General features: G+C 44.6%; 24 protein-coding genes and 1 pseudogene. 7 read left to right on the top strand and 18 right to left on the bottom strand.

Features of this window, described 5'->3' with window-relative positions:
* Positions 1–226 precede the first annotated feature (226 nt).
* Positions 227–1,294 (top strand): OmpA family protein, encoded by a 1,068-nt coding sequence (locus AB4274_RS07895; protein ID WP_372103293.1) that lies wholly within the window; start codon positions 227–229, stop codon positions 1,292–1,294.
* A 133-nt stretch (positions 1,295–1,427) separates the two neighbouring features.
* On the opposite strand, the gene AB4274_RS07890 is transcribed toward AB4274_RS07895, so the two are convergent.
* Positions 1,428–1,826, bottom strand: a complete 399-nt coding sequence (locus tag AB4274_RS07890) for an OsmC family protein (protein WP_371720962.1) — start codon at positions 1,824–1,826, stop codon at positions 1,428–1,430.
* A gap of 200 nt (positions 1,827–2,026) precedes the next feature.
* Here AB4274_RS07890 and msrB point away from each other — a divergent pair, with 200 nt between their 5' ends.
* The gene (gene msrB, locus AB4274_RS07885) at positions 2,027–3,169 is read left to right on the top strand and encodes a peptide-methionine (R)-S-oxide reductase MsrB (protein WP_372111568.1); all 1,143 of its coding nucleotides are present in this window, start codon (positions 2,027–2,029) and stop codon (positions 3,167–3,169) included.
* 98 nt (positions 3,170–3,267) lie between these two features.
* Here msrB and AB4274_RS07880 read toward each other — a convergent pair whose 3' ends face one another.
* Positions 3,268–4,635, bottom strand: a complete 1,368-nt coding sequence (locus tag AB4274_RS07880; RefSeq protein ID WP_017065604.1) for a TrkH family potassium uptake protein — start codon at positions 4,633–4,635, stop codon at positions 3,268–3,270.
* 19 nt (positions 4,636–4,654) lie between these two features.
* A complete protein-coding gene (locus tag AB4274_RS07875) occupies positions 4,655–5,311 on the bottom strand; it encodes a TrkA family potassium uptake protein (RefSeq protein ID WP_372111565.1) in 657 nt (218 codons plus the stop codon).
* Between the two features lie 186 nt (positions 5,312–5,497).
* Between AB4274_RS07875 and AB4274_RS07870 the strand changes: the two genes are divergently transcribed.
* The 3 genes from AB4274_RS07870 to AB4274_RS07860 all read left to right on the top strand — a co-directional run bounded on the left by AB4274_RS07870 (position 5,498) and on the right by AB4274_RS07860 (position 9,729).
* Positions 5,498–6,667 carry a mechanosensitive ion channel family protein gene (locus AB4274_RS07870; RefSeq protein WP_372111563.1) on the top strand — a complete coding sequence of 390 codons (1,170 nt, stop codon included), beginning with the start codon at positions 5,498–5,500 and terminating at the stop codon, positions 6,665–6,667.
* 86 nt (positions 6,668–6,753) lie between these two features.
* Positions 6,754–8,289 carry a mannose-1-phosphate guanylyltransferase/mannose-6-phosphate isomerase gene (locus AB4274_RS07865; RefSeq protein ID WP_372111561.1) on the top strand — a complete coding sequence of 512 codons (1,536 nt, stop codon included), beginning with the start codon at positions 6,754–6,756 and terminating at the stop codon, positions 8,287–8,289.
* A 15-nt stretch (positions 8,290–8,304) separates the two neighbouring features.
* Positions 8,305–9,729: a phosphomannomutase CpsG gene (locus tag AB4274_RS07860; RefSeq protein ID WP_372104299.1), complete on the top strand. Its 1,425-nt coding sequence runs from the start codon at positions 8,305–8,307 to the stop codon at positions 9,727–9,729.
* A 110-nt stretch (positions 9,730–9,839) separates the two neighbouring features.
* On the opposite strand, the gene aroG is transcribed toward AB4274_RS07860, so the two are convergent.
* From aroG to AB4274_RS07820, 8 genes and pseudogenes are all read right to left on the bottom strand, one after another.
* Positions 9,840–10,892, bottom strand: a complete 1,053-nt coding sequence (gene aroG / locus AB4274_RS07855; RefSeq protein ID WP_017061746.1) for a 3-deoxy-7-phosphoheptulonate synthase AroG — start codon at positions 10,890–10,892, stop codon at positions 9,840–9,842.
* Between the two features lie 313 nt (positions 10,893–11,205).
* Positions 11,206–11,421, bottom strand: a complete 216-nt coding sequence (locus tag AB4274_RS07850; RefSeq protein ID WP_004730103.1) for a DUF3820 family protein — start codon at positions 11,419–11,421, stop codon at positions 11,206–11,208.
* Positions 11,422–11,434: 13 nt separating this feature from the next.
* A pseudogene (locus AB4274_RS07845) lies at positions 11,435–12,106 on the bottom strand (DUF3313 domain-containing protein).
* Positions 12,107–12,206: 100 nt separating this feature from the next.
* Positions 12,207–12,560, bottom strand: coding sequence for a hypothetical protein (locus AB4274_RS07840; protein ID WP_017061749.1), 354 nt, complete (start codon positions 12,558–12,560; stop codon positions 12,207–12,209).
* A 132-nt stretch (positions 12,561–12,692) separates the two neighbouring features.
* Positions 12,693–13,667, bottom strand: a complete 975-nt coding sequence (gene cyoE, locus AB4274_RS07835) for a heme o synthase (RefSeq protein ID WP_372111559.1) — start codon at positions 13,665–13,667, stop codon at positions 12,693–12,695.
* Complete coding sequence (locus AB4274_RS07830; RefSeq protein WP_372111556.1) at positions 13,657–14,712, bottom strand: heme A synthase; 1,056 nt, start codon at positions 14,710–14,712, stop codon at positions 13,657–13,659. The genes cyoE and AB4274_RS07830 overlap by 11 nt, the downstream gene beginning before the upstream one ends.
* 73 nt (positions 14,713–14,785) lie before the next feature.
* A complete protein-coding gene (locus AB4274_RS07825) occupies positions 14,786–15,394 on the bottom strand; it encodes a hypothetical protein (protein WP_017061753.1) in 609 nt (202 codons plus the stop codon).
* Positions 15,387–16,334 carry an SURF1 family protein gene (locus AB4274_RS07820; protein ID WP_102428788.1) on the bottom strand — a complete coding sequence of 316 codons (948 nt, stop codon included), beginning with the start codon at positions 16,332–16,334 and terminating at the stop codon, positions 15,387–15,389. The genes AB4274_RS07825 and AB4274_RS07820 overlap by 8 nt, the downstream gene beginning before the upstream one ends.
* On the opposite strand from AB4274_RS07820, the gene AB4274_RS07815 reads away from it, so the two are divergent.
* Positions 16,222–16,452 (top strand): DUF2909 family protein, encoded by a 231-nt coding sequence (locus tag AB4274_RS07815; RefSeq protein WP_017066085.1) that lies wholly within the window; start codon positions 16,222–16,224, stop codon positions 16,450–16,452. The two genes, AB4274_RS07820 and AB4274_RS07815, sit on opposite strands and share 113 nt — an antisense overlap.
* A gap of 19 nt (positions 16,453–16,471) precedes the next feature.
* Here AB4274_RS07815 and AB4274_RS07810 read toward each other — a convergent pair whose 3' ends face one another.
* The 4 genes from AB4274_RS07810 to coxB are packed head-to-tail and all read right to left on the bottom strand — an operon-like array spanning position 16,472 to position 20,953.
* Positions 16,472–17,356 (bottom strand): cytochrome c oxidase subunit 3, encoded by an 885-nt coding sequence (locus AB4274_RS07810; protein ID WP_009845661.1) that lies wholly within the window; start codon positions 17,354–17,356, stop codon positions 16,472–16,474.
* A gap of 38 nt (positions 17,357–17,394) precedes the next feature.
* Complete coding sequence (locus AB4274_RS07805) at positions 17,395–18,024, bottom strand: cytochrome c oxidase assembly protein (RefSeq protein WP_017064839.1); 630 nt, start codon at positions 18,022–18,024, stop codon at positions 17,395–17,397.
* An 11-nt stretch (positions 18,025–18,035) separates the two neighbouring features.
* Positions 18,036–19,697 (bottom strand): cytochrome c oxidase subunit I, encoded by a 1,662-nt coding sequence (gene ctaD, locus AB4274_RS07800; protein ID WP_052880005.1) that lies wholly within the window; start codon positions 19,695–19,697, stop codon positions 18,036–18,038.
* Positions 19,694–20,953 carry a cytochrome c oxidase subunit II gene (gene coxB, locus AB4274_RS07795; RefSeq protein ID WP_136978024.1) on the bottom strand — a complete coding sequence of 420 codons (1,260 nt, stop codon included), beginning with the start codon at positions 20,951–20,953 and terminating at the stop codon, positions 19,694–19,696. Before coxB ends, ctaD begins: the two co-directional genes overlap by 4 nt.
* A gap of 454 nt (positions 20,954–21,407) precedes the next feature.
* Between coxB and AB4274_RS07790 the strand changes: the two genes are divergently transcribed.
* Positions 21,408–23,114 (top strand): phospho-sugar mutase, encoded by a 1,707-nt coding sequence (locus AB4274_RS07790; RefSeq protein WP_136978025.1) that lies wholly within the window; start codon positions 21,408–21,410, stop codon positions 23,112–23,114.
* A gap of 106 nt (positions 23,115–23,220) precedes the next feature.
* Here AB4274_RS07790 and AB4274_RS07785 read toward each other — a convergent pair whose 3' ends face one another.
* From AB4274_RS07785 to AB4274_RS07775, 3 genes are all read right to left on the bottom strand, one after another.
* The gene (locus tag AB4274_RS07785; RefSeq protein WP_136978026.1) at positions 23,221–23,853 is read right to left on the bottom strand and encodes a LysE family translocator; all 633 of its coding nucleotides are present in this window, start codon (positions 23,851–23,853) and stop codon (positions 23,221–23,223) included.
* A gap of 150 nt (positions 23,854–24,003) precedes the next feature.
* Positions 24,004–24,636 (bottom strand): fumarylacetoacetate hydrolase family protein, encoded by a 633-nt coding sequence (locus AB4274_RS07780; protein ID WP_017061760.1) that lies wholly within the window; start codon positions 24,634–24,636, stop codon positions 24,004–24,006.
* A 290-nt stretch (positions 24,637–24,926) separates the two neighbouring features.
* Positions 24,927–25,964, bottom strand: a complete 1,038-nt coding sequence (locus AB4274_RS07775; protein WP_017061761.1) for a porin — start codon at positions 25,962–25,964, stop codon at positions 24,927–24,929.
* Between the last annotated feature and the right edge of the window lie 404 nt (positions 25,965–26,368).

Below are 26,368 nucleotides of genomic sequence, written 5' to 3'. Positions count from 1 at the left end.
GCAATTAATTGACAAAAACCTCTGTAAATAGCACCTTAAATATATAATTTTTAACAATTTCATTGACCATAATAAGCAACTGTACTAACAATGTAATAACAGTTCCAAGATAGGTTCGACCTGAATCTACGCCTTGAACGATCTACTGTTGCAGTGTCCCAATCAGTAAGTCGTCGCTTTAAAGGCTCATTCAGATAACAATAAGAGTTAATCCAAGGATAAGATTATGAAAAAATTGTCAAAAATCATGTGTGCTGTGATAGCTGCTTCAGGTTTCGCTGCTGCTCCATCAATTGCCGCAACGACATACGTAGGCGCAAAAGTTGGCATGGGTTGGCTAGATAGCGCTTGTGTCGACAACATTGATTGTGAAGATGATTCAGTGGCGGGCGGTATTTACGGTGGTTACAACTTTACCGATAACATTGCTCTAGAATTGAATGCAGATTACTTAGGTGATTATGACACCAGCTTTAACAACAACGGAGCGACTCAAAGATACAGCGATTCTATCGTAGCCATTTCTTTAAGCCCAATGTATCGACTAGCGATTAAACAAGAGTTTGATATCTTCTTTAAAGCAGGTCCTGCTTACATCATGCACGATGACGAAGACGACGTTGTTTTAGCCTTAGGTATCGGTGCCGAGAAACAGCTTTCAGACGATTGGGCGCTGAGAGTGGAATACCAATACTTCGATGATTTTGACGATAAGATCATCCAAGACCTAAACTCCAACCTTGTCACAGTAGGTCTTAGCTACAATTTCGGCACGGGTAATACAACCGCATCAGCGGCTGCAGCTTCTGCGGCGGCTGTAACTCAAGCACCTTCTGAACCAATCACAGAGCCAGAAGCTGTGGTCGTTGAAGAGGAAGTGGAGGTAGTGGTTACCAAAGCGCAAACTGAGAGTTTCTCTCAAGGTACATTTGCGACTAACAGCACAGAACTTTCAGACGAAGGTAAAGCCGCTATACAGCCAATTGTGGAAGTCTTACAAACATACCCTCAGTCTACCGTTAACATTGTTGGTCACACAGATTCAACAGGTGCAGCTGAGTACAACATGATGATCTCTAAGAAACGTGCGGCAGCAGTAGCAGCATACATCGAAGAGCAAGGTATTGAAGCTGATCGCATTACCGCTTCTGGTGAAGGGGAAGAAAACCCAATCGCATCAAACGATACGGCTGAAGGTCGTGCTCAAAACCGTCGTGTGGAAGCAACAATCCCAAGCTTCGAGTACCAAGAAGATGTTCAAGTTGAAGAAGTTATCATTGAAACAGTGGAATAATCGTATTCTAACGTAATAACGACTTCCTTAATAACAAGGGAGGAGCACTGCTAAGTGCTCCTCCCTTTCTTTATCTATGTTTGCTCATAAGCCGAAAAGTAACGACTCAAAGCCAAGCTATACAGCCAGAAGACTAGACGATTTCCCAGCTGTGCGTCATTTCTACGCCTGCACCTAGCATTAGGCACACTGAACAGTACTTTTCCAATGAATCAGCGCATACTTTTGCAACCAACTTAGGATCAAGGTTGTCACCTGAAACTTCAAAGTGAATGTTAATCGCAGTAAAGATTTTTGGCGCGGTTTCACGACGTGTCGTTTCAAGTTTCGCGTTACAGCCTGTAATGCTTTGACCAGCAGATTTCAATCCATCGACGACATCAACAGAGCTACAACCACCAGCGGCCATAAGAACCATTTCCATCGGGCTTGGCGCCGTTGCACCACCGCTGCCATCCATGACAATAGAGTGGCCTGATTGAGATTGACCCAAGAATTTAAAACCTTCGACCCATTTAACTTCTGCTTGCATGCTGTTCCTTAGATGTACGAAAACGTCATCATTATCTATTATTTTACATCAATGCCTACACCCTACTACTGGCGGCATTTATGAGCAAGATTTTCTCGATAACATATTTTTTTCATGAATGATGCAATTTTTTCCATCTAAAACCTGTCTCTATTCGTACATTCAAAATCGAATGAGAAGAACGTCAAGATGAGGTATCTATGAATAAATTATCTAAAATATTGGTATCACTCGTGGTTGCGCTACCACTGATTTCGCTGTTTGTAAGCCAGACTGGCACTGCCAATACAATGGATAAAACAGCTAATTCAGGTAATAGTGAAATCGCGACACTCGCGGGTGGTTGTTTTTGGTGTACAGAATCCGACCTAGAAAAGCTGACAGGCGTCACCGACGTTATCTCTGGGTATTCTGGCGGTGAACTAGAAAACCCAACCTACAAACAGGTCTCTTCGGGTAAGTCAGGTCACATCGAAGTGATCAACGTGACCTATAACCCTGATGTGGTTAGCTACGAACAGGTTCTTGACCAATTCTTCCGACACATCGACCCAACCGATGACAAAGGTTCTTTTGTAGACCGAGGCCGTCATTATCGACCGGCTATTTTCTATCATAACCAAGCACAAAAAGATGTTGCTCAGAACTTCATGATGGAGATCGACAAAGCTAATATCTTTGGTGAACCACTAAAAACAGAACTGATTGAATTTGAAAAATTCTGGCCAGCGGAAGACTATCACCAAGACTATTACAAGAAGAGTAAAGTTCGTTATAACTACTACCGCTATGCTTCTGGCCGCGATCAGTACCTAGATAAAATCTTCGGTGATGATAGAAAGGACAACCCTAAAACACTACGTCAGATCATCGACAGTAAGAATGCGACAGCGAATGCTAAAACCTACGTTAAACCTTCTGATGTAGAGATCAAAGCGAAGCTTACAGCACTTCAATACGATGTAACGCAAGAAGACGCTACTGAGCGCCCATTTGACAACAAATACTGGGATAACAAAGAGGAAGGTATTTATGTTGATATCGTTACCGGTGAGCCTTTGTTCTCATCAAAAGACAAATACAAATCAGGTACGGGTTGGCCGAGCTTCACCCAACCAATCAGCGAAGCTTATGTCGTTACAACTACTGACTACAAGCTGCTTTACCCAAGAACAGAGGTCCGAAGTAAGTTTGGCGATTCCCACCTAGGGCATGTATTCAAAGATGGTCCAAAACCAACTGGGTTACGTTACTGCATGAACTCAGCCGCAATGCGCTTTATCCCTGCGGATAAATTAGCAGAAGAAGGCTATGAGGAATACGTTGAGATGTTTGAGGGATAGGCATTCAGCAATTAACGATCAGCCTATGACAACAAAGCCAGCATATCGCTGGCTTTGTTTTTATTTACAGAGCTTTATTTATCAGCCCATGGACCTAATTAACCCGTTAACACCGTGTCTTCAGGGTATTTCAACAAGGAAGGTTCTGGGCGAGCTAGCATATAAGCCAAGGTCAGGGGGCCGATACGTCCAATCACCATAACCACAATCATGATGTATTTACCTGGCTCAGTCAGGTTTGCGGTTAAGCCAGCTGTTAAACCAACCGTTGCAAAGGCAGAAATCACCTCAAACATGACTCGATCAAACGCTGCCTTTTCAGTAAGCATTAACAAAAACATCGCGGTGGTTAATAACGCCCCACTTACCACAATAATGGCCAATGACTTTGTTACCGCTTGCCAAGTCACAGTGCGCTTAAACATCACCACGTGCTTTTTCTGACGGAGGAAGGTCCACGTTGCGACAAAGGCTACTGCAAAGGTCGAAACCTTAATACCACCACCTGTTGAGGTAGAACCTGCACCAATCAACATCAGTACAATCATTACCAGCAACGCAGGCTGTGTGTACTGAGACAAATCCACACTATTAAAGCCAGCAGTACGAGCACTTGCCGACTGAAAAAATGCGGCTAGCCACTGTCCTTGAGTCGATAACCCTTCCATGGTTGCTGAGTTATTTCTTTCTAGCAGCCAGAACAATACCGTACCTACCAACAATAGAGTCGGAGTGGCGGTTAGCATAATCTTGGTGTGTAAATGAAGATGTCGAAAACCTTTACGCCAGTTACTCGATAGGTCGCCGACGACTGTGAAGCCTAGCCCACCGAAAATAAACAAGCCAGCTAAGGTGAAGATCACCAGCGGATCATCAACAAAACTCATCATACTGTCTGAAAACAGTGCAAAACCTGCGTTATTGAATGCAGATATCGCATGAAACAGTGCATAAAAACTGCCCGTTGACCATCCCATCTCAGGTACCCAGCGGAAGCAGAGCAATACAAAACCGATAAATTCAGCCACTAATGCAAAGATGATGATCTTCTTAACCAATTTACGAAGGTTAATCTTACGATCTTGGCCAAGCGCTTCTTTCGCGAGTGCTTGTTGTTTAAGGCTTAACCTAACACCGAACATGTAAAGCAGTACCGCAGATAGAGTCATCTGCCCTAACCCGCCGACTTGCATCAAGAACATCAGTAAGATTTTACCCGCCAAGGTGAAATGCTCACCGGTATCGACAACACCTAATCCTGTCACACTGATCGCCGAGGTTGCTGTAAACAGTGCATCCGTAAAACTTAGGCCTGTCACAGAAAATACAGGCATCGTCAACAATATTGCAGAGGGGATAAGTACGCCTAAGAAGCTCGTAAGGATAATCTTAGGTTCAGAGCCTTTACGTGGCTTTTTATCACTCTTAAGCGTGTAGAAAGTACCTTTTCGTTTTAACGAATTCATACTGTTACCTTATTGCCAATTACCAATTGCGTAGCTTTCTAGATAAGGTCTCTTTCGGCCCAGCGATGATCACCACATCCCCAATTTCTAAACTCACATCCAATTCTGGTGCTTTAGTGAGGTTCGGCCCTCGCTTGAAGCCAAGTACCTCAACACCATTTTCTTTACACAGCTTAAGATCGCCAAGTTTCTTACCCAACAGTTTAGAACCAATAACAATCTCCGTCATCGCTAAGCCACTGCCAATGTCGATAAATTCGAGAACGCGTCTGTCCAGCATCTTACGAGCAACACGAATACCCATATCGCGCTCGGGCATGATGATATGGTCAGCACCAATCTTAGAGAGGATCTTGCCGTGGAACTTATCATTCGCCTTAACCCAGACTGCTTTTGCTCCAGATTCTTTCACCACCAAAGTCGTTAGAATGCTTGAGTTAACGTCAGAGCCTATCGATACCATCACCATATCGTAATCATCGAGTCTTAACTCTTTCACCGTCTCTTCGCTCGTGCAGTTCGCAACAATCGCTTGTGAAACAAAAGCCGCTGCTTCTTTCACTCGCTCTTCATCAATATCGACGGCCAGTACCTGTGCCCCTGAACTTTGTAGCTCTTTGCAAACAGACAGACCAAATCGCCCTAAACCGATAACTGCATATTGTTTGTCGCTCATTTGAAATCCTGTTTAGAAATTTTAATTACACGGGATAGCCAAACCTACATTAGTTTCTATCTCAAAAAAAGTTAGTTCTGCAAGAATAAGGTTATACTATTGTCATAATCGCTTGATTTATAAAGGTAGAGAACAACTCGAGTTTCTGCTAATTTCCAATTCATAATTTCTGCGGCAGCACACACAATGAATGAATTCATAACCCAAGTACAAACCTACATCAACCAGAGCCATAGTGATTGGGCAAACAGCGTCCTATTCATCACTATTGCGAGTTTTCTCGCTTGGGTAGCTTGGCGAATTATCCATAATCGCTTGGAAGTTCTGGTACAGAGAACCCACTTTCACTGGGATGACCTACTACTAGAGGCACTGAAAACCCCTGTCAGTACGTTACTTTGGTGTTGGCCAGCGACCGTATCTATCGGGTTGATTCTTCAAGATCAGTTTGGCAATGAAATCAACTGGTTAAAAACTCTCAAGCACATATTGATCATATGTACCTTCGTTTGGTTCACCTTACGAATGATCACCAATGCTGAAGCATACGTCTTAGAGCAAAAAAACAGGGATGAGACAACTGTACAGGCGATTGCAAAAGTAGCTCGTCTGTTCTTTATGGTGATGGGCGGCCTAACCATTATGCAGGCATTTGGGCTCAGTCTTTCCGGCTTACTCACCTTTGGTGGTGTTGGTGGTTTAATTGTCGGTTTAGCTGCAAAAGATCTACTGTCGAATTTCTTCGGTGGCATGATGATTTACTTCGACCGCCCTTTTAAAGTCGGTGATTGGATACGTTCTCCCGATCGTCAAATCGAAGGCACTGTCGAACGCATTGGTTGGCGCATGACGATCATCCGCACTTTTGATAAGCGTCCTTTGTACGTGCCAAATTCGGTGTTCAGTAGTATTGTGGTAGAGAATCCATCGAGAATGTTGAATCGTAGAATCAATGAAACCTTTGGTCTTCGTTATCAAGATGCAGACAAATTGGCGCTCATTGTTGATGATGTAAGAACCATGCTCGAGACCCACCCTGATATTGATGCCAAACAGACGTTGATCGTTAACTTTGACAAATTTGGGCCATCAACGCTCAACTTCTTTATCTATACCTTCACAAAAACAGTCAACTGGATCAGGTACCACAAAGTGAAGCAAGACGTTCTGTTACAGGTTCTGGCGATTATTCATAAACACAATGCAGACATCGCGTTCCCAACACAGACACTCAAGATTGACCCTCAAGACTTTTCTAATGTTCAAGATCATAACAGCGTTCAAAGCCTAGGTGATAATCAGAATATTAGCGATCCCAAAGACATGTTGAACTCCCCTACGGAAGGTCATCGATAGTCATATCCTTCTTGGTTATCGATAAGTAATAAGCGTGAAGCGTGGTAATATGCTGGCAGTATTCTAATGCACCTAATTACCACGCTATGATTTTACCTGTCATTCTAGCCGGCGGCTCCGGAAGTCGTCTCTGGCCACTGTCTCGCGAGCTTTACCCTAAGCAATTTCTCAATATTGCCGGCGACCAGTCAATGCTTCAGCACACACTTCAACGCCTGCAAGGCCTTGAAGAGCACTTGATGGATAGTAAATGCGATGCCCCATTCATTATCTGTAATGAAGAGCATCGCTTTATTGCCGCTGAACAAGCTCGATCAGCTAACATTCAACATAGTGGTATTCTGCTAGAGCCAGTCGGTAGAAATACAGCCCCAGCCATTGCGCTTGCCGCCCTAAAGGCTTTAAGTAAACCACCGCTTAATGAACAAAGCGCATCCGACCCTATCTTGTTAGTGCTGGCTGCTGATCATCACATCGCGAAAACCTCTGAATTCCAACAAGCGATTAGTCGTGGTGTTGATTATGCAAAACAAGGCAAGCTGGTGACATTCGGTATAACACCTAGCTCCCCAGAGACTGGCTATGGCTATATCAAGCAGGGAGAGCCTCTTTCCTCCAGTGCTCAAACTGATACTAATGGAACAGAGCAGCCAATCAATCACGCCTTCGCCATAGAATGCTTTGTAGAAAAGCCAGACACAGCAACAGCAGAAGAGTACATCCGCTCAGGACAATACTTATGGAACAGTGGCATGTTCATGTTTAAGGCATCACGCTATGTTGAAGAACTCGCCGAACACCACCCTGAGATAGTAGCGGCTTGTAAACTCGCTCTTGCAACGCAAAATACCGACCTCGACTTTATCCGTATAGACGCTGAAGCATTCAAAAGCAGTCCAAGTGATTCAATCGATTACGCCGTGATGGAAAAGACCTCGCACGCCGCGGTGATCCCGATGGATGTCGGCTGGAACGATATTGGCTCATGGTCCGCGATCTGGGATGTAAGCGAAAAAGATCAGCACAATAACGTCATTGAAGGTGATGTGTTAACCGTCGACTCTCAACACAACTACATCCATGCTGAAAATAAGCTGGTTGCGACGGTAGGTGTCGACAACCTGATTATTGTCGAAACCAAAGACGCTATATTGGTTGCAAATAAAGACAGGGTTCAGGGTGTTAAATCGATTGTCAGTCAACTAAATCAAGCGGGTCGCACAGAACATGTGCATCATCGTGAGGTGTTTAGACCTTGGGGTAAATACGATGTTATCGACCTAGGCAAGCGCGACAAAGTTAAACGTATCACCGTTAAACCCGGTCACAAGTTGTCGTTACAAATGCACCACCATAGAGCGGAACATTGGGTAGTCGTGGCGGGTACTGCGAAAGTGACCAACAATGAGAAAACCTATCTGGTTGAAGAAGATCAATCCACTTACATCCCTTTAGGTCATATTCACAGCCTAGAGAACCCAGGGGATCTCCCACTCGAGATGATTGAAGTACAAACAGGCAGTCATTTAAGTGAAGGCGACATCATTCGATATCAAGACAGTTATGGGCGAGACGTGCGCAAGCAACAAGTCCACTCATCAAAGCACAACCAAACGAAATAAAGCAGCGACAAATCGATGAAACCAACATTAGACCTAAACTGCTTTAAGAACAACGATATCCGCGGCGTCATTGGTAAACAAATCAATGAGCCACTCGCCTACCTGCTCGGTAAGGCATTTGGCGAATACGTCCTATCCGCTAAGCCTGAAACCTCACTCGATGGTTTGGCGCAGGTAGTGATTGGTCGTGATAACCGCAAAACCTCCCTGTCATTACAAGAAGCCATGACCAAAGGCTTAATCGAGTCAGGGATTACCGTCATTGATCTAGGTATGACTGGCACTGAAGAGGTCTACTTTGCGACTCGTTACCTAAAAGCGATTGGCGGAATACAAATCACAGCCAGCCACAACCCAATCAATTACAACGGCATGAAAATGGTCGGTGTAGACGCTAGCCCTATCAGTAAAAACAGTGGTTTAGATGAAATCAAACGACGCATTGAAGAACTTAATCAAGAGCTGAACTGCAATTTACCGTTCGTTCATGCACAACCAAGTAACTCTAGTAGATCGAACAGTATTCTTGCTCCGTACGTCGAGCACCTACTCTCGTACATAACCCCATCAAAGCTGTCACCGATGAAGATTGTGGTTAATGCTGGGAACGGTGTTGCAGGACATATCATTGATGCTTTAGATAATAAATTTAACGAACTCGGTGTCCCTATCACCTTCATCAAAGTTCATCATAACCCTGATGGAAACTTCCCAAATGGTATTCCAAACCCTTTGATTAGAGAGAACCAAGCAGCCACTCGAGATGCCGTTTTAGAGCATTCTGCCAACCTTGGAATTGCTTGGGATGGAGACTTCGACCGATGCTTTTTCTTTGATGAGCAAGGCGATTACATCGAGGGTTATTACATTGTAGGGTTGCTTGCTGAAGCATTCTTGGTCAAACAGCCTAACACGACTGTATTGCACGATATGCGCATGACCTGGAACACAATTGAAATCGCAAAAACGCATGGTGGAAAAGCGATTGGAATTAAAGCAGGACACGCACTGATCAAAGAGAAGATGCGTAAAACGAATGCCGTCTATGGGGGCGAAATGAGTGCACACCATTATTTTCGTGATTTTGGATATTGCGATTCAGGCATGATTCCTTGGCTATTGGTTATCGAGCTGATGTCGAAAACTCAACAATCTCTTCACCAATTAACGAGTACTAGTATAGATAGATTCCCCTCTTCCGGGGAGATCAATCGAAGAGTCTCAGACCCAGAGCAGGTCATGGCTTGCGTGTTATCGCACTACCAAAATAATGCCGTTGAGATCGATCACACAGACGGAATCAGCATGAATATGGGCTCATGGCGCTTCAACTTAAGAAAGTCCAATACCGAGCCATTAATACGCCTTAACGTTGAAACCAAACAAGATAAAGCTTTACTGTCACTTAAAGTCGACGAGTTACTGTCTTTTCTCATTTAAGAATACAGACACTTCCAGTTTTCAACTAAGATCCACAAAAAAGCCCTTATTAGCTGTTGCTAACTAAGGGCTTTGAATTTTCAGTAGCTTAATCGCTGACTGTAATTAGTCTATTTGTTACGACGAGCTTCAACAGCGTCTGCCAGCTGGCGAAGTACTGTTTCAGTGTCTTCCCAACCAATACACGCATCAGTAACAGATTGGCCGTACGTTGCAGCTTTGCCCTCAACCAGGTCTTGGCGACCTTCAACAAGATGAGATTCAATCATCACACCAAAGATAGCTTTGTCGCCACCAGAAATTTGTGCGCTTACGTCATCAGATACGTTCATTTGACGCTTAAACTGCTTAGAGCTGTTTGCGTGGCTGAAATCGATCATCACTTTTTGTGGAAGACCAGAAGCTGCTAGCTCTTCTTTAATCTTACCAACGTGTTCTGCGCTGTAATTTGGCTCTTTGCCACCACGTAGGATGATATGACAATCAGGGTTACCTGCTGTTTCAACGATAGCTGAGTGACCGTACTTAGTTACTGATAAGAAGTGGTGAGAAGCGCTAGCAGAGCGAATAGCATCTGTTGCAATCTTGATGTTGCCATCAGTACCATTCTTAAATCCAACTGGGCAAGATAGGCCAGAAGCCAGTTCGCGGTGAACTTGAGATTCTGTAGTACGTGCGCCGATTGCACCCCAGCTGATTAGGTCAGCAACGTATTGAGGCGTGATCATGTCTAGGAATTCGCTTGCCGTTGGCATGCCCATGTCAGTTAGGTCCAGCAGTAGCTTACGTCCTAGACGAAGGCCATCATTTAGCTTGAACGTATCGTTCATGTACGGGTCATTTATTAGACCTTTCCAACCAACAGTTGTACGTGGTTTTTCAAAGTAAACACGCATTACGATTTCAAGGTTATCACCAAGTTCGTCGCGCAACACTTTCAAACGTTTACCGTACTCAAGAGCAGCTTCTGTGTCATGAATAGAACATGGGCCGACAATAACAAGCAAGCGATCATCGCTCTCTTCTAAAATATTGTGGATCGCTTTGCGGCTTTCAAAGGTTGTAGAAGAAGCAACTTCTGTCGCTGGAAACTTTTCTAAAACAGCAACAGGGGGTAATAACTCTTTTACTTTGTTAATTCTTACATCATCAGTCTGGAACATTGCTTACTTCTTCCTTTTTTCTATCCTTGAGCTGAATGTACGTTGTCTCACGTCACTTTCTATCAGCACTAATCTTCTTGTTCCCTGTAACTTAACTAGTAAAAACTCTAGTTTCAATCACTAATTAAAAATAAACGCAATTTTTTTTGTGTTTTATATTTAAAACACCCTGTATACCATTATTTACACGCTATCGATTGCGTATTTTATAGCAAGGTAAGAAGAGCCATTCTTCAAGCTACATCATGCATGTAAAATTGTGTCGAACTCAAAAACAAAAAAGCTCACGTGATCAGCGTGAGCTTTTATTTAATTACATTCTTTTCAATGGCTTGACGACACTATCAAGCCCTTCAATTTTCAGAGCAAGGCACAGTTTCAATAAATCGCCGAGTTCACCAGACGGGAATCCCTTTTTATCAAACCACAGCAAATATTCTTCAGGTAAGTCAATCAGTGTACGACCCGCGTACTTTCCAAATGGCATCTGCATTCGAGCCAACTTAATCAGGTTCTCTTTCTCTAGCATTATTCGGTCTTTACTATGCGTCATCTATGTTGTGTAGAGTATCACCTAAACGTTCAACCCAATAGTTGATCGCGTCTTTGGCATCATCCAGCGAATCAATCATGGTTGAAAAATCTTTGTTACCCGCTTCACGGTCGATGGCTGCAAACAGTGGTGTGCCCTCTTGAGCATCACTGACCAATAACTCTACACTCGCACTCCCAACATTGGTGTGCTCACCAGTCGTGACCTTAGATATGGTTGACATCGCAAGACCAAACGGCAGAACGCTGCTCGTTACAGCTAAGAGCGGATTGGGCGTTTCAACGTTACTCAGAGCGATACTCAAGCGGAGCGTTTTTCCTGTCGGTTCATCGACGATCGTTTTATGAGGCGATATTTTATCTTCCAAGCGCGCAACCATGTGCTCAGTGAGTTCCTGAATCTCTTCCTGATCCAACGAACCTTCTTCTGCTAAAACAAAAATTTGGTCGATCACTACAGAGTCGTAATCATCTAACTTGGATTTCAAACGCTGTGAGTCACGTAGCCCAAACCTTGCCCAAACCTAGTCGACGCCTCCGTCAGGCCCAGCCTGAAAATCTTCGTAGCTGGTAAATTTAGTAGCGGTTCTAATTGGGCCGCCTGCACAACCAAACAAGAAAATGCTGGTTGCAACAAGCAAAAGGACTTTTAAAGAGTTCATACCGCACTTAGCTAAAATTAAGGAATCTAACTAAGTATGCCATACCCTATGTGAAAAGGTTGTAGAAAAAGGGGGGTAAAAATCAGAGCTAACTCTAAAATTAATCATGTTGAACAGTGTGTGCGTACTCTACAATTACCTGATTTCCTTCGATATAAGCATTTTGGATCTCACCATCAACACTCATTCTACTTTTCAGGTAGACCACTTTAGGCCCAGACTCATTGCCCTCTTTCAGCGAGGGGAATACATTCCTTGGTTCCAAATGAAGTAAACGACAAAAATGACTAATGAAAGACATGGTTAATGGCGTCTCCCCTCTTAGCACTCTTGAGAAATCAAGCTGGTTCATGCCTAGCTTTTTTGAAAACTCCATCTGCGTAATTCGCATTCTCGATTTTTGTGACATCCACGTTTGATACAACGCGTCTCTGTCTAGTTCTGTGAATTCCATACCGGCTCCTTTATATAATTCATACCAATCAATTGTCCGGTTTTTCATACATGGCGTGTCAGGGTTCGGTTAGTGGAAACCAAAGGTTTGGTTTTGATATGGGGATAACCTTGTTTAATCTGTACAGAGCTATCAGAGCAAATAATGATCCGCCAACAAAGCAACAAACAAGATCATGAGATGATAGATGGAGAACTTAAAGGTCTTCATCGCCATATTGGGCTCATCACGATATTTAAGTAGCCAAGCGTGATAAACAAACCCGCCGTTGAGCACCAATGAAGCGCTCAGATATATCCAGCTGCTCATGCCAACCAATACAGGCAATATACACACGATGCTAAGCAAAAAGGTATACAGAAAAATAGACGTCTTGGTGTATTCGATTCCGTGAGTCACAGGTAACATGGGGATGTTCACTTTGGCATACTCATCACGACGATGAATTGCCAACGCCCAGAAATGAGGAGGTGTCCAAATAAAGATGATCATCACCAACAACCAAGCATTTGAATGCAGTTCATTGGTAACCGCCGTCCAGCCCAGTAGCGGAGGCATTGCACCAGCGATCCCTGCTATCACAATGTTTTGCGGCGTTGCTCGCTTCAAGTACATGGTATAGATGACCGCATAGCCCAATAAACTTGCAAAGGTTAGCCAAGCGGTGAGTTGATTGACCCACACCACTAACGTAGCGAACCCAAATAAGCCGATACCTGCTGCAAAGCTAAACACACGCACACTACTCAGCTCACCGGATGGTAAAGGGCGTCGATTTGTTCGAGTCATCTGGCCGTCGATCTTTTTATCGATCAAATGGTTAAACGCAGCCGCTGAACCTGCCATTAACCCTATCCCAATCATTCCGAACAAAGTTTGTTGCAAAGGCAATCCATTCGGCACGGCCAAACACATCCCAACCAATGCTGTCAGCAACATCAAAGCCACCACTTTAGGCTTAGTCAGCGTTAAATAAACTTTCCAAGTGGCTTTGTTTTTTTCAGCCTTTTCGTTACTTAAAGTTATGTCATTATTGGCTGTTATCTTATGAGTTAAGGCTGCGTCTTGAGCCACCACTTCATACTGTGTTGACGTTCTACTGACCATGATTACCTCCTTGTAATACACTGTTCTTCACCAAGCTCTCACTCGGTTTGCGTTGCCACACCACAAAATTGGTTACAACCATGCTGATGAGCAACATTGCTGCGACTAGGTTATGCAAAACCGCAACTGAGATTGGCAGGTGAAACCATACATTACTGATCCCAAGGCTGATTTGAGTAAACAATACTAATGCGACAATCACGCTCAGCTTTTGGTGAGGCACTTGGCCAAATTTCCATAGCTGGTACACGATCATCAGCACCATTAACGTCGCCACAATAGCCCCGAACCGGTGCATGACATGGATGGTAAGCCTTGCGGGATATTCCAACACACCAAACTCATAGTTATCGTGTCCATGTTGAGCAAAATCGAACGCATTTTTGAAGTCGAGGAAGCTCATCCAGTTACCTTCACAAATCGGTAATTGAGTACACACCAAAGCGGCATAGTTTGACGATGTCCAGCCACCGAGCAGTATCTGCCCGATTACAATGAGTAATCCGAATAGTGCCGAGACTTTAAGTGGTGAAGAATAGGTAGCCTCACCAAAACGGCTTTGGAACTGAGACAAACGACAGTAGAGCAGACACAACAGTGACAGCAACGTGAAGCCCCCCATCAAATGCGCCATAACCACAACGGGCATCAACTTGAGAGTCACCGTCCACATTCCAAGAAAAGCCTGAAATATCACGGTTGCAGAGATAAGTAACGGAAGACCAGCAGCTGTTATATTCTTTTTAATACACCAAGCAACAACGACAAAGATAAGCAGCCCTAATGTTCCTGCAAAGTAGCGATGGATCATCTCTATCCAAGCTTTGTCTGCTTCGAGAGCTCGTTCTGGAAATTGTAGATTGGCTTGATTAACGGCTTGGGTATTCGAGGGAACGGTGATCTTTCCATAGCACCCAGGCCAGTCAGGACAGCCGAGGCCAGCATCAGACAAACGTGTATAAGCGCCGAGAACAATCACGGTAAGGGTTAACATGATAGTTAATCTCATCACGAGCATCAGTAAATCAGGGGCTTTATTCTGCATCACTTATCTCCCTATACTTATTTCCTTTCGCTGGTAACACTCAGCATTAACGCAATCTGCTAAAGCTTATAAACTACCCAACTCGTGATAGCTTAAGTAGCTTTCTTAAATCATGAATCATGCCTTTGGATTGCCCGACTAGCTGCGACGGTTCCGAAACGCTTTTGTACTCCATAACCAACTGTCCTAGCGGGTCAATAATGACAATGGAAGCCGGCGAAAACTCGGTGCTTAACTGATCACCACCAGCTAACAAAGATAAATCAGGCTTGTTGAGCGAACCCGACAACGAGTTACCTTCTGAGACGAAAACAACGGCGGTCACTCGCTCTTTGTTTTTCCCTAACGCTAAGTAGCTTTGATTCAAATAATGAAGCTGTTGTTCACACAAGCTTTCGCACTCCATCGGTGCGATATACCCCACAACCCAACCCTCTCCTGCCATGGGTACCGTTACGCCAAAATCCGCTAGTGTAATTCTTGGTTCTACCAATTCGCCTGAGTTAGTGACACCTGACGTATACCAATTCTGATCCAACACAGTTTTGGCGATAATGGCTGGCAAAGCGAAAATTAAAACGAGTCCGATTAATACCAAGCGTCCTTTAGTACGACGGCTTCTGAGCTCAGCCATGTTTGCCTCGGTAATTTCCCTGTTCACTTGTGCTTGAGATTTATCCATCCTTATTCCTCGTGATAGGTGTTGCTTTTAGGTACCGATAGCCAATCAACAACATCAAAAACAAAAGTACCGCAGCCATAACAAACCATTGAAATGAGTAACCAAAATGCTTCTCAGACCTCATCGCCGTTGGACGCCATAACATTTCATAGGGCCATGAATCTAAACTCTGAGGTTGGAAGACAAAGGGCAGCACTTCTTGTCCTGTATACTGTGATAACGCTGCTATGTTTAGGTTTTGGATTCTATTCGGTGTCGTATTTTCTAAACCCAACTCATGACTTAAAGGATTAATTGAGCGTGTATACAAGCGCCCTGACATTTTGGTTGGTACAGTGATACTTCCTAATTGCGGTAGTTCTCTTCTGTCATTACTTGCCGGAACAAACCCAAGATCGATCAATAACTGCTTTTCGTGTAAAAGCTGGTTGCCTTGCTCTTTAGATTGAACCTCACCCAACATGTAAATCACATACCCCACCGTTCCTTGGTTAATCTGATTGTCTAACAAGACCACCAAACCACTTGGTGTTTCCAATTCAACATCAACCTTCAAACCATTTAAAAACTGCTGTTCAGATGTACCTTGGGCTTGTGTACGCGAGCCCTTCCATTCAGAGATAACCGTGTCCAATGACCTAAACGATTGCTGCGCTCTTTCTGATAGTTGCTGTTCATAACGTAATTTCTCGTTACCACGATCGAGTTGCCATAAACCTAACTTGATTAAAGCGCCGACTGAAACCACAGTTAAAACAACCGCTATCCAAAAACCTTTACTGCGGAACTTGTGTTCATCATCAATCAATCGGTTTGGAGTTATCACTATGGCGTCATCTACCTTTGTTCTGTTATTTAAAGTCGTATTGGTCGCTTTGCTGTTTTTTATCGCTTTCAATTTGATGAAAGGTCTAATCCAAATCGCCTCAGGTAAACACAATGGAAAAAGACTCAGTTACTTCTTGGGTCGTCGTGTCATGTGGTCAGCCGTTGTCGTGCTACTTTTATTACTTGCTTTGGGATCAGGAGTGATAACTCCTAACCCTCGCCCCTATTAATCCCCGATAGGCTCAGCAGTTAAAGCACATAGACAAATACAAACAGGCCTAACCAAACCACATCAACAAAGTGCCAATACCAACTGCCCGCTTGGAACGCAAAGTGGTCTTTCGGAGTGAAGTGGTCTTTCGCAACCCTTGCCAGCAACACAATCAAAAAGATCGTCCCTAAACAGACATGTAAGCCATGAAACCCAGTCAGCAAAAAGAAGGTATTACCGTAGATGCCAGACTGAAGTGTCAGCCCCATCTCTTGATAAGCGTGAAGATACTCTTCAACTTGGAAGAACAGGAAGAAGCCAGCCAGAACAATGGTTATCTCCAACCACACGATCAAAGCCATACGCTTATTTTGCTCAAGACTGATATGTGCCATGTGCAGCGTCACAGAGGAAAGCAGCAGAATAATGGTGTTCTTAAGCGGGATACCTTGCCAAGGCATGGCTTGTGTCGTTACGCCATCAGGGGTCGTCGTTAGTGGCCAAATTGATTGGAACATCGGCCACAATACTTCATGGGTCATTTCATTATTGCCCGCACCACCAATCCAAGGCACAGAAATCATTCGAGCATAGAAAAGCGCGCCAAAGAAAGCGCCAAAGAACATGATTTCGGAAAAGATGAACCAACTCATTCCTTGTCTAAAAGAACGAGAAATCTGCTCAGAATAGAGACCACTCAATGATTCTGTGATCACATTGCTAAACCAACCTGCGAGCATGTAAAGCAGCACAGCAAACCCGACTAACAACACCGCTTTGCCAAACACACCACCTGCGGCGTCGGTACCCATGTTTTGCACCGTCAAGCCAGCGCCAACCGCGACCAAAAACAGTGCTACAGCACCCACCAATGGCCAGTGGCTTTGATGTGGAACGAAATAAACTTCCTTTTTAGAACTCATCGCTCAACTCCTTATGTTGATACTGGTTCTGTAAATTCCTAGTTACTTGCGAGTACGTTAGGCTCAGATTTATTGGCCGCAGCACCCACCTCATTCGTGATATTGAATAATGTGTAAGAGAGCGTCAGCGTATGTATCGATTCTGGAATATCTGGCTCAATGTAAAATATCAAACCCATTTCTGCGCTCTTGTGCCCGTCCAATGGCTGCTGATTAAAGCAAAAGCATTCCATCTTATTGAAGTAGGTTGCCCCCATACCTGGAGAAACCGACGGTACGGCTTGGCCAACCAATGAGGCTCCAGAAAGGTTTTTGGCAATGTAGTTAGTTTGAACCACCTCACCAGGATGAACCTCTAACACTCGAACTTCAGGCGAAAACTGCCATGGCATATCTGGCTTGATGTGGGACATGAATTCGACTCGAACCGTACGAGAGTAGTCTGGCTGCATTCCCTGAGGTTGCACCGCTGAAACAGTATTAGTTTTGCCATTGATGCCTAAGGCCTCACACATGACATCGTAGAGCGGCACCAAAGCGAAACCGAAGCAAAACATCGCAACCACGCTCAACACCAAGTAGCCCGTCAGCTTTTTGGTCGATCGCTTATTAGACAGGCGCTTAGGTTGTTTTTTATCTTGATTGGGATCGCTTTGCTTATCACTCATGGTTCTGCCCTCTAATCCACTTTCGGCGGATGGGTAAAGGTGTGGTGAGGCGCAGGGCTTGGTACTGTCCATTCAAGACCTTCAGCTCTATCCCAAGGCTTACTTGGCGCAGGCTCTCCGCCTCTTACGCACTTGATAGCCAGCCATAAGAAGATCAGCTGAGACAACCCAAAGGCAAAACCTCCAATCGACACCACTTGGTTAACATCAGCAAACTGAATGGCGTAATCTGGAATACGACGCGGCATGCCCGCTAGTCCTAAAAAGTGCATCGGGAAGAACAGTACATTGACTGAAATTACCGACGTCCAGAAATGCCACAGACTGAGCTTGTGGTCGTACATATGCCCTGTCCATTTCGGCAGCCAGTAATAGGCGGCGGCCATAATTGAGAACACAGCACCTGTCACCAGAACATAGTGGAAATGAGCTACAACAAAGTAGGTATCGTGGTATTGGAAATCAGCAGGCACGATAGCGAGCATCAATCCGGATAACCCACCTATCGTAAACAGAACAATGAAGGCAATCGCAAACAGCATTGGCGTCTCAAAGGTCAAAGCCCCGCGCCACATGGTCGCCACCCAGTTGAAGACTTTCACACCGGTCGGCACCGCAATCAGCATGGTGCAATACATGAAAAACAACTCGGCAAATACTGGCATACCCGTGGTGAACATGTGGTGCGCCCAAACCAAGAATGACAACAGTGCGATACTGCAGGTCGCGTACACCATCGAGTGGTAACCAAACAGACGCTTACCACTGAATGCAGGAATGATCGCCGAGACAATACCAAAAGACGGTAAGATCATGATGTACACTTCGGGGTGCCCAAAGAACCAGAATATGTGCTGGAACATCACCGGGTCCCCACCACCTGCGGCATCAAAGAAGCTCGTCCCAAAGTATTTGTCGGTCAGCACCATGGTCACCGCACCCGCGAGCACGGGCATCACGGCTATCAGCAAGAAAGCGGTAATTAACCAAGTCCATACGAACATCGGCAGCTTAAACCAAGTCATACCCGGCGCGCGCATGTTCACTATGGTTACGATCACGTTAATCGCCCCCATGATCGAACTGATCCCCATAATATGAACTGAGAATACGAATAGCGCGGTACTGTCTGGACCATAAGTTGTCGAGAGTGGCGCGTAGAAGGTCCAACCAAAACTTGGGCCGCCTCCCTCAGTAAACAAAGATCCGATCAAGATTAGAAAAGCAAAAGGCAGAATCCAGAAGCTGAGGTTGTTCATTCTCGGCAACGCCATATCTGGAGCACCGATCATCATCGGGATCATCCAGTTAGCCAAGCCCGTAAATGCTGGCATCACGGCACCGAATACCATGATCAAGCCGTGAACAGTGGTCATCTGATTAAAAAAATCTGGCTCAACAAGTTGCAACCCGGGTTGGAATAGCTCAGCACGGATCACCATTGCCATGGCACCACCCGTTAAGAACATCGCAAAGCTGAACCACAGATAAAGGGTACCGATGTCTTTATGATTGGTTGAGTAAAGCCAACGAGCCCAGCCTTTTGGTGCCGCATGTGAGTCGTGATCATCAACAGGCAAATCACTATTGCCCAAGGTTCCTTCCGCAGAATGGCTCAGAACTTGATCTTCTGCTGGAGCCGATTTCACCGGCTTATTGATTGGTGAACTCATAACTGCTCCTTAGCATCGTTTTGTGCTTGATCCGTTGAACCTTGCGTTCCATCCGTTGAGCCTTGCGTTTCGTCCATTGAACCTTGTTCGTCAGCTGCTTGGCCTCCGCCTTCTTGCTTGGCTTTATAAGCGTTCACATCTGAAGCCTGTACAATATCGCCCGTATCATTACCCCAAGCGTTTCGTTGGTAGGTCACTACCGCTGCGATCTCTTTCTCGGTTAACTGATTATCGAATGCTTGCATCGCCGTTCCGCCACGACCATAAACAATGGTGTCGATATGAACATCGACATCACCAAGGGCAATAGGACTTCCTTTGATGGCAGGGAATGCTCCGGGAATGCCCTCACCGTTTGCTTGGTGACAAACCGCACATCGAGTTTTGTAAACCTCTTCACCGATGGTATTCAACTCCGCCAAGGAAAGTGACGCACCTAATGCATCTTTTGCGGCTTGTTGTTCGGCTATCGCTAACTCTTTCTGCTCCGCTAGCCATGCGTCAAACTCATCTTCTTCCATGGCATGCACCACGATCGGCATGAAACCATGGGCACGACCACACAACTCTGCACACTGCCCTCGGTAAACACCAGGCTCATCTATCTTAGTCCAAGCCTCATTAATAAAGCCCGGAATGGTATCTTTCTTAACGGCGAATGCTGGCACCCACCATGAGTGAATCACATCATCGGAAGTCATCAAGAAACGGACTTTACGGTCAACAGGCAGTACCAGCGGCTTATCAACTTCTAGCAGGTAATGCGCGCCTTTCACTTCGAGGCCTTCAATCTCTTTGTCACTGGTCGCTAGAAGGCTGAAAAATTCGACGTCTTCACCAAAATAGCTGTAATGCCATTTCCATTGTGACCCGGTGATTTTAACGGTCAGATCTGATTGGGAGGTATCTTCCATCGCTATTAAGGTTTTGGTGGCGGGTATCGCCATAGCGATGAGAATGATGATAGGGATGATGGTCCAAAGAATTTCGACTTTCGTGCTTTCGTGAAAATGGGCAGCAACTGCGCCCTTCGATTTCCTGTGCCTCAAAATCGAATAAAACATCACACCAAAAACAACAAAGGCAATCGCACAACAGATGTAGAAGATCAGCATATGAAGTTCATACACCTTACCACTGATCTCAGTGACGCCTTGAGTCATGTTGTAATCACTGCTAGCGTGCACTAAAGGCGATACTAAAAGCACAACAAAACTCTTCAAAAGCCACGCTAGCCTAACCAGTAATCTTTTCAAAAGATCTCTCCTTGTCCTTCCTAATTGGATACTTGCGACCTAAATGTCGTTGCGAACTGGACAACATTCATTGTTATTCCGGCTACACATGAAAAGGCTGAATCTCAATCTACAACTCACATGGAACTAGCCTGTGAGCAGGCTACTGACCTCATATAAACCCAAGAACTAATACGGTTCAAAAGCGTTGGAGGTTTCCATGAAAGATTCAAAAACGGCGAATTTGTTAAATTTGGTTATATTTATGTAAAAGGCTAGTTAGTGATATCCAATTATTCAAGGTAAGTTTACTTACTAAACAGTCAATTATTTGAAGTGGCTTAATCTACGTGCCCTCTTGCCGTTGGAATTTATTTTATATCGAGTTTTACGATTGCTTTCATGGAAATGAGAATTAATATCACTTAAATTAAATCAACGGTAAGTCATACAGACATTAATAGGTTTAGTGATTATGCAAGATGCAATGAATTGGTTAGCGAGAGACCCAGATCCAAGAACTCGTGAAGAACTTCAACACCTCATCGATGAGGGAATGCACGACGAACTTGAAGACCGCTTTACTCAACGATTAGAGTTCGGAACGGCAGGACTTAGAGGCAAAGTTGGATGCGGCCCAAATCGAATGAACCGTTTAGTCATACAGGAAACAGCAACCGGGCTCGGCCACTACTTAATCGAACATGTCGCTAATGCGACCATTCGCGGTGTGGTCGTCGGTTATGACGGCCGTTTAGATTCAAAGCAGTTCGCGATTGATACCGCTTCCGTACTCACGGCTTTAGGCATTAAGGTTTATCTAACCTCGAACGTCGCGGCGACCCCTATCGTTGCCTTTGGTATTGAGCACTTCAACGCCGCAGCTGCCGTTGTGGTGACGGCCAGCCACAACCCACCGGAATACAATGGTTTCAAAGTGTACTGGGAGAATGGCGCTCAAATCATTCCTCCTCACGATGCGGGTATTGCCGCTGAAATCGATATCGCATCGACCAAGCCGCTCCCTTTAATGGGCCTAAGTGACGCTGAGACGCAAGGTAAGTTGGTGTGGTTAACTGAAGGCTATTATCAAACCTACCGCGCTGCGATAAATCAGAGCCCATACGTGAGTGACGAGATCGAATCGGCGAACACCACTATCACCTATACCGCAATGCATGGTGTCGGCGCACAAATGGCCGAGGATCTACTTCACGATTCTGGTTTCCATAAGGTATTCAGCGTCGCCGAGCAAAGAGAGCCCGATGGTAACTTCCCGACCGTCAACTTCCCGAATCCGGAAGAAAAAGGCGCGATGGATCTGGTGGTTAACTTAGCAAAAAGTGTCGATGCCGACATTGCTTGTGCCAACGATCCAGATGCAGACCGATTTGCGGTTGCAGTGAGAACAGATGATGGCTCATACAAAATGCTAACAGGTGACCAAGTCGGCGTGCTATTCGCGCATTACTTGTTATCAAAACCTCATACCAAAAACCAGTTAGTTGGTAACAGTATCGTATCTTCAACATTGCTTGAAAAAGTAGCTCAATCCCACGGGGCGACTTATTTCCAAACGCTGACAGGCTTTAAATGGTTAGCCAATATCGGCATGCAATTAGAAGACGAAAGCAATGAGTTCTTATTCGCCTATGAAGAAGCGCTAGGCTATACGATTGGTACTCAGGTTCGAGATAAGGATGGGCTGTCTGCCATCGTTGTTTTCGCTCAACTGGTTGAGGAGCTGAAATCTCAAGGCCGAACAGTTTGGGATCTTCTTGCTCAGATATCGTTGGAACATGGTGTCCACACCAACGCACAACGCAGTATCGCGCTTGACCCAGATTCACCATCGTTAGGTTCGAAGCTTAGGTCTGCACAACCTAAAGCAATCAATGGCGTCGCTATATCAGTGATTGAAGATCTGCAGTCGTCTTTACGCTTTGTTATTGGTGGTAATACTGAGGCGATTAACCTGCCCGCAAGTGACGTACTCATCTATCACCTCGAAGACGGCTCACGCATTATCGTAAGACCTTCCGGCACTGAGCCAAAAGTTAAGGTCTACTATGAGACGGTGACAAAATTTGAAGGGACAGAAACCTACGAAGACACTCGCCTGCGCGGTGAGAAGTACATGGACAAACTCATCGAACAACACCAGCAAGAGCTGAATTCTTAGCGATTAGTATGTTCAACATATAACGGTTAAACCAAAAAATGGACGCTCTAAGCGTCCATTTTTCTATCGTCAGCTCACCGCGCGATAATATGTTCGATTTGGAACTTTACGAAGTAAAGAAAGAAGACAACATCCAAGCCGCCAATACGATGAATACACCGCCCATCACTTTCTGCTGATAAGTGCGAAACTTAGCATTTTCGACTAGAGACTTACCAATCGTACCGACCAACGCTACTAGTAAGAAATTGAACGTTAAACCTAAGACATTCAGTAGCAAACCAAGCACTAACATTTGCTCGCCCGAAGTCGCTTCAATATTCGTTGATACAAACTGAGGTAAAAACATCACGAAAAATACCAAGGCTTTAGGGTTAAGCAGGTTGCTGATCAGCGCTCGTTGATAATAGGCTTTTGCAGCAAAATTATCGTTTAACTCCGGCGCATTACCCTGCTCTGTTCGCAGGCAATCCCAACCCATCTTCAACAAGTACGCGCCGCCTAACAAATGGAGAGCTTTAAGCGCTATTGGGCTCATTGCGATCAACGCTGATACACCCATGGCCGCTAATACTGTCAGAATGATTCCAGAAGTCGCATTACCTAGGCTTGCAAACACGCCGACCTTACGGCCATAGCTCATGCTTGAACTCGCAATCAGTAACATATCAGGGCCAGGTAAAAGAAGAAGTGCAACAACGGCAGTCAGGTAGACAGGTAAAATGGTTAAGTCGATCATGAGGGTCAGCATTGATAAAAACGGAGGCGGATTTTATATCAATTACCAACACCCTTCCAGATGCAATCAGTTGCTCGACGTTTATTTAATCGAATTAAAAACCAACATTAAGCGACAAAGCCAATTTATTAACTAAATAGAAAAGACTAATTAACTTGCTACCCATTCGATCTCAATCAATGTCGTATCGCCACACTTTAGGCGACCAAGGAAGATATCGCCTCGATGTACGGCCCCAACACCTTTTGGCGTACCTGTCATCACAACATCGCCGTCTAGTAAGGTGGTATAAGAAGACAGCTCTTCTAGGATAGTTTTTGGAGAGTAAAGCATCTGCTCAACATGTCCTTTCTGAACACGAACACAGTTAATAAACAACTCTAGGTTTAAGTCTGCAAGGTCTAAGTTATCAATTGGAACAAAGCGACTCAAGACAGCGGAACCATCAAACGCCTTGGCGCGCTCCCAAGGTAGGCCTTTCGCTTTTAAGCTACTTTGTAATTCACGTTTGGTGAGATCTAGTCCTAAACCCACAGCGGAGTACTGGCCATTTTCAACAATAAAACAGATTTCTGCTTCGTAGTGCAGCGCTTCTTGATGAAAAGAAGACAGGGATGACGTAACGCTGGTACTTGGTTTATTGAAAACCACCATAGAGTCTGGGATTGCGTTATTGAGTTCTTCGATGTGATCGACATAGTTACGCCCAACACACAGCACCTTAGTTGGGGTTGCTGTTCGTCTCGAATTCATCAGCTGTTCCTGATCGACAACACTGCTCATAGTTTATCCCTGAACTATTTTTTTTGAGTGGAGAGTTTAACGCATCATAAAATGAGAGTCTTCGACAAGATGGTTACTAAGATCTAAATTCTGATCTTTAGCTCAATTCGATGATTTGAAAGCGTTTATACGAAGGTCGCAATAGTGCGAAATCACCATTCAAGACAAAAGCCCAAAACGAAAAAAGCCCTCTCTAACCAAAAGGTTTGAGAGGGCTTAGCATGGTGTCTAGGACAGTATCCTAAAAGGTAAACCTAAGGAGTAAACACTATGCTAAATCAGTCTGCGACTTATAGGTAGTAACGAGCACCAAGTAGCCATTGGTCGTCAGCTTTCTCTTTGTACTCACCAGAACCTTGTAGGTCGAATTGGTAACCAGCGAAGCCTACGAACTGAGATGTGAAGTTGTATTCAGCTTGTAGAGCTGTTGTAGAGAATACTGTTTCGCTCTTCTTATCGTCTTCTACCGCTTCGTAGTTAACGCTTAGGTTAAGGCTGTTAGAAAGCGCGTAAGATGCAAGCAATTCAACTGCAACTGACTCTTCAAGAATCTGGCCGTTACCTGAGTTCATGTAGTTGTTCATTGCGTATACACCAGCAAGGTATAAACCTTCAGCGCCGTATGAACCGTAAGTTGCACTTACTACATGTGAATCAGCAGTTTGTGAACCAGCAAGAGCGTAAGTTACGTCACCTGTGTTGTATGCGTAGTTTGCAGTGAAATCAGCGATCGCGTAGTTCAACGCGATTTGAGCACGGTTGCCGTATTCGTTCGCACCATCAGCTTTGCGACCTTGCCATGCAACAGCTGCGTTTAGAGAACCAGCGTTACCGAAGTCGATAGCGTTGCCGTAGCTAACCATCTCTTCGCCACGACCAGTACCTAGATTACCGTGATCTTCGTAGATGAAGTCATTCGCAAATGCGATTGGCATATCTGCTACACCAGCAACGTTGTAGTAAGGTGCCCATTGAGTACCTACTGCTGCACGACCGTAATCATCGTGAGAAAGGCCAACGTAACCAAGACGAGTTGTGAATGACTGATCACCACCGTCTAGCATGTTTAGCGCCCATTCACCTTTAGCATCAGCAGTAAAGCCGTTGCCAAGTTCATGAGTTGCACCGAAGTTGATACGTGGAGAAACAGTTTCTACACCGATGTCGTCGCTGTTAAGGCGGTCATCGCTGTTTACATCACCAACTGCAACTGAAACGTGGCCGCCAACAGAGAATGTTGTGCCGTCTTCGTTGTAAAGTTCTACTGCAACTGCCTGTGTACCAAATACTGCACCAGAAATTGCTAGCGCTAAAAGTTTCTTATTCATTGTCATATCCATTATGTAACTGGGTGAGTTATTCACTAACAACCTCGTGCTTACGGAGAAGTTGTTACCTGCATTTAACAAGTAGGCAAACCCTAATATACGAATGACAAGAAAGTTGCATTAAAATATATAAAATAAAAAAAATCGCACTATAAAAAACAAAAATACCCTTTAAAACAGTTGATTAACACGACAATTGCTGGGATCTCTTTTCATTCTTTGAGATAAATACTTTGATTATTTTTGATTTTATAATCACTAAAAAAGCATTAAAAATCTAAACCCAAGGTAACTCATCAGACCATCGAGAGGCTCGCCTTTGCCTTTGAAACATTTTGTAACACGTAGAGCTCAGCTGAAATATTTAGCTTTGTGAAACAAATCCCAATATGAGCTAGGAAAAA

The sequence above is a fragment of the Vibrio sp. 10N.261.55.A10 genome (assembly GCF_041470825.1).
Taxonomy (GTDB): Bacteria; Pseudomonadota; Gammaproteobacteria; order Enterobacterales; family Vibrionaceae; genus Vibrio; species Vibrio crassostreae_C.
The sequence above is the reverse complement of the archived record's forward strand: the minus strand, read 5'-3'. Positions and strand labels throughout refer to the sequence as shown.

Coding starts and splice junctions, on each gene's coding strand:
- AB4274_RS07895 (WP_372103293.1), top strand. CDS start 227: ATGAAAAAATTGTCAAAAATCATGTGTGCTGTGATAGCTGCTTCAGGT.
- AB4274_RS07890 (WP_371720962.1), bottom strand. CDS start 1,826: ATGCAAGCAGAAGTTAAATGGGTCGAAGGTTTTAAATTCTTGGGTCAA.
- msrB (WP_372111568.1), top strand. CDS start 2,027: ATGAATAAATTATCTAAAATATTGGTATCACTCGTGGTTGCGCTACCA.
- AB4274_RS07880 (WP_017065604.1), bottom strand. CDS start 4,635: ATGAATTCGTTAAAACGAAAAGGTACTTTCTACACGCTTAAGAGTGAT.
- AB4274_RS07875 (WP_372111565.1), bottom strand. CDS start 5,311: ATGAGCGACAAACAATATGCAGTTATCGGTTTAGGGCGATTTGGTCTG.
- AB4274_RS07870 (WP_372111563.1), top strand. CDS start 5,498: ATGAATGAATTCATAACCCAAGTACAAACCTACATCAACCAGAGCCAT.
- AB4274_RS07865 (WP_372111561.1), top strand. CDS start 6,754: ATGATTTTACCTGTCATTCTAGCCGGCGGCTCCGGAAGTCGTCTCTGG.
- AB4274_RS07860 (WP_372104299.1), top strand. CDS start 8,305: ATGAAACCAACATTAGACCTAAACTGCTTTAAGAACAACGATATCCGC.
- aroG (WP_017061746.1), bottom strand. CDS start 10,892: ATGTTCCAGACTGATGATGTAAGAATTAACAAAGTAAAAGAGTTATTA.
- AB4274_RS07850 (WP_004730103.1), bottom strand. CDS start 11,421: ATGCTAGAGAAAGAGAACCTGATTAAGTTGGCTCGAATGCAGATGCCA.
- AB4274_RS07840 (WP_017061749.1), bottom strand. CDS start 12,560: ATGGAATTCACAGAACTAGACAGAGACGCGTTGTATCAAACGTGGATG.
- cyoE (WP_372111559.1), bottom strand. CDS start 13,667: ATGGTCAGTAGAACGTCAACACAGTATGAAGTGGTGGCTCAAGACGCA.
- AB4274_RS07830 (WP_372111556.1), bottom strand. CDS start 14,712: ATGCAGAATAAAGCCCCTGATTTACTGATGCTCGTGATGAGATTAACT.
- AB4274_RS07825 (WP_017061753.1), bottom strand. CDS start 15,394: ATGGATAAATCTCAAGCACAAGTGAACAGGGAAATTACCGAGGCAAAC.
- AB4274_RS07815 (WP_017066085.1), top strand. CDS start 16,222: ATGGCGTCATCTACCTTTGTTCTGTTATTTAAAGTCGTATTGGTCGCT.
- AB4274_RS07810 (WP_009845661.1), bottom strand. CDS start 17,356: ATGAGTTCTAAAAAGGAAGTTTATTTCGTTCCACATCAAAGCCACTGG.
- AB4274_RS07805 (WP_017064839.1), bottom strand. CDS start 18,024: ATGAGTGATAAGCAAAGCGATCCCAATCAAGATAAAAAACAACCTAAG.
- ctaD (WP_052880005.1), bottom strand. CDS start 19,697: ATGAGTTCACCAATCAATAAGCCGGTGAAATCGGCTCCAGCAGAAGAT.
- AB4274_RS07790 (WP_136978025.1), top strand. CDS start 21,408: ATGCAAGATGCAATGAATTGGTTAGCGAGAGACCCAGATCCAAGAACT.
- AB4274_RS07785 (WP_136978026.1), bottom strand. CDS start 23,853: ATGATCGACTTAACCATTTTACCTGTCTACCTGACTGCCGTTGTTGCA.
- AB4274_RS07780 (WP_017061760.1), bottom strand. CDS start 24,636: ATGAGCAGTGTTGTCGATCAGGAACAGCTGATGAATTCGAGACGAACA.
- AB4274_RS07775 (WP_017061761.1), bottom strand. CDS start 25,964: ATGAATAAGAAACTTTTAGCGCTAGCAATTTCTGGTGCAGTATTTGGT.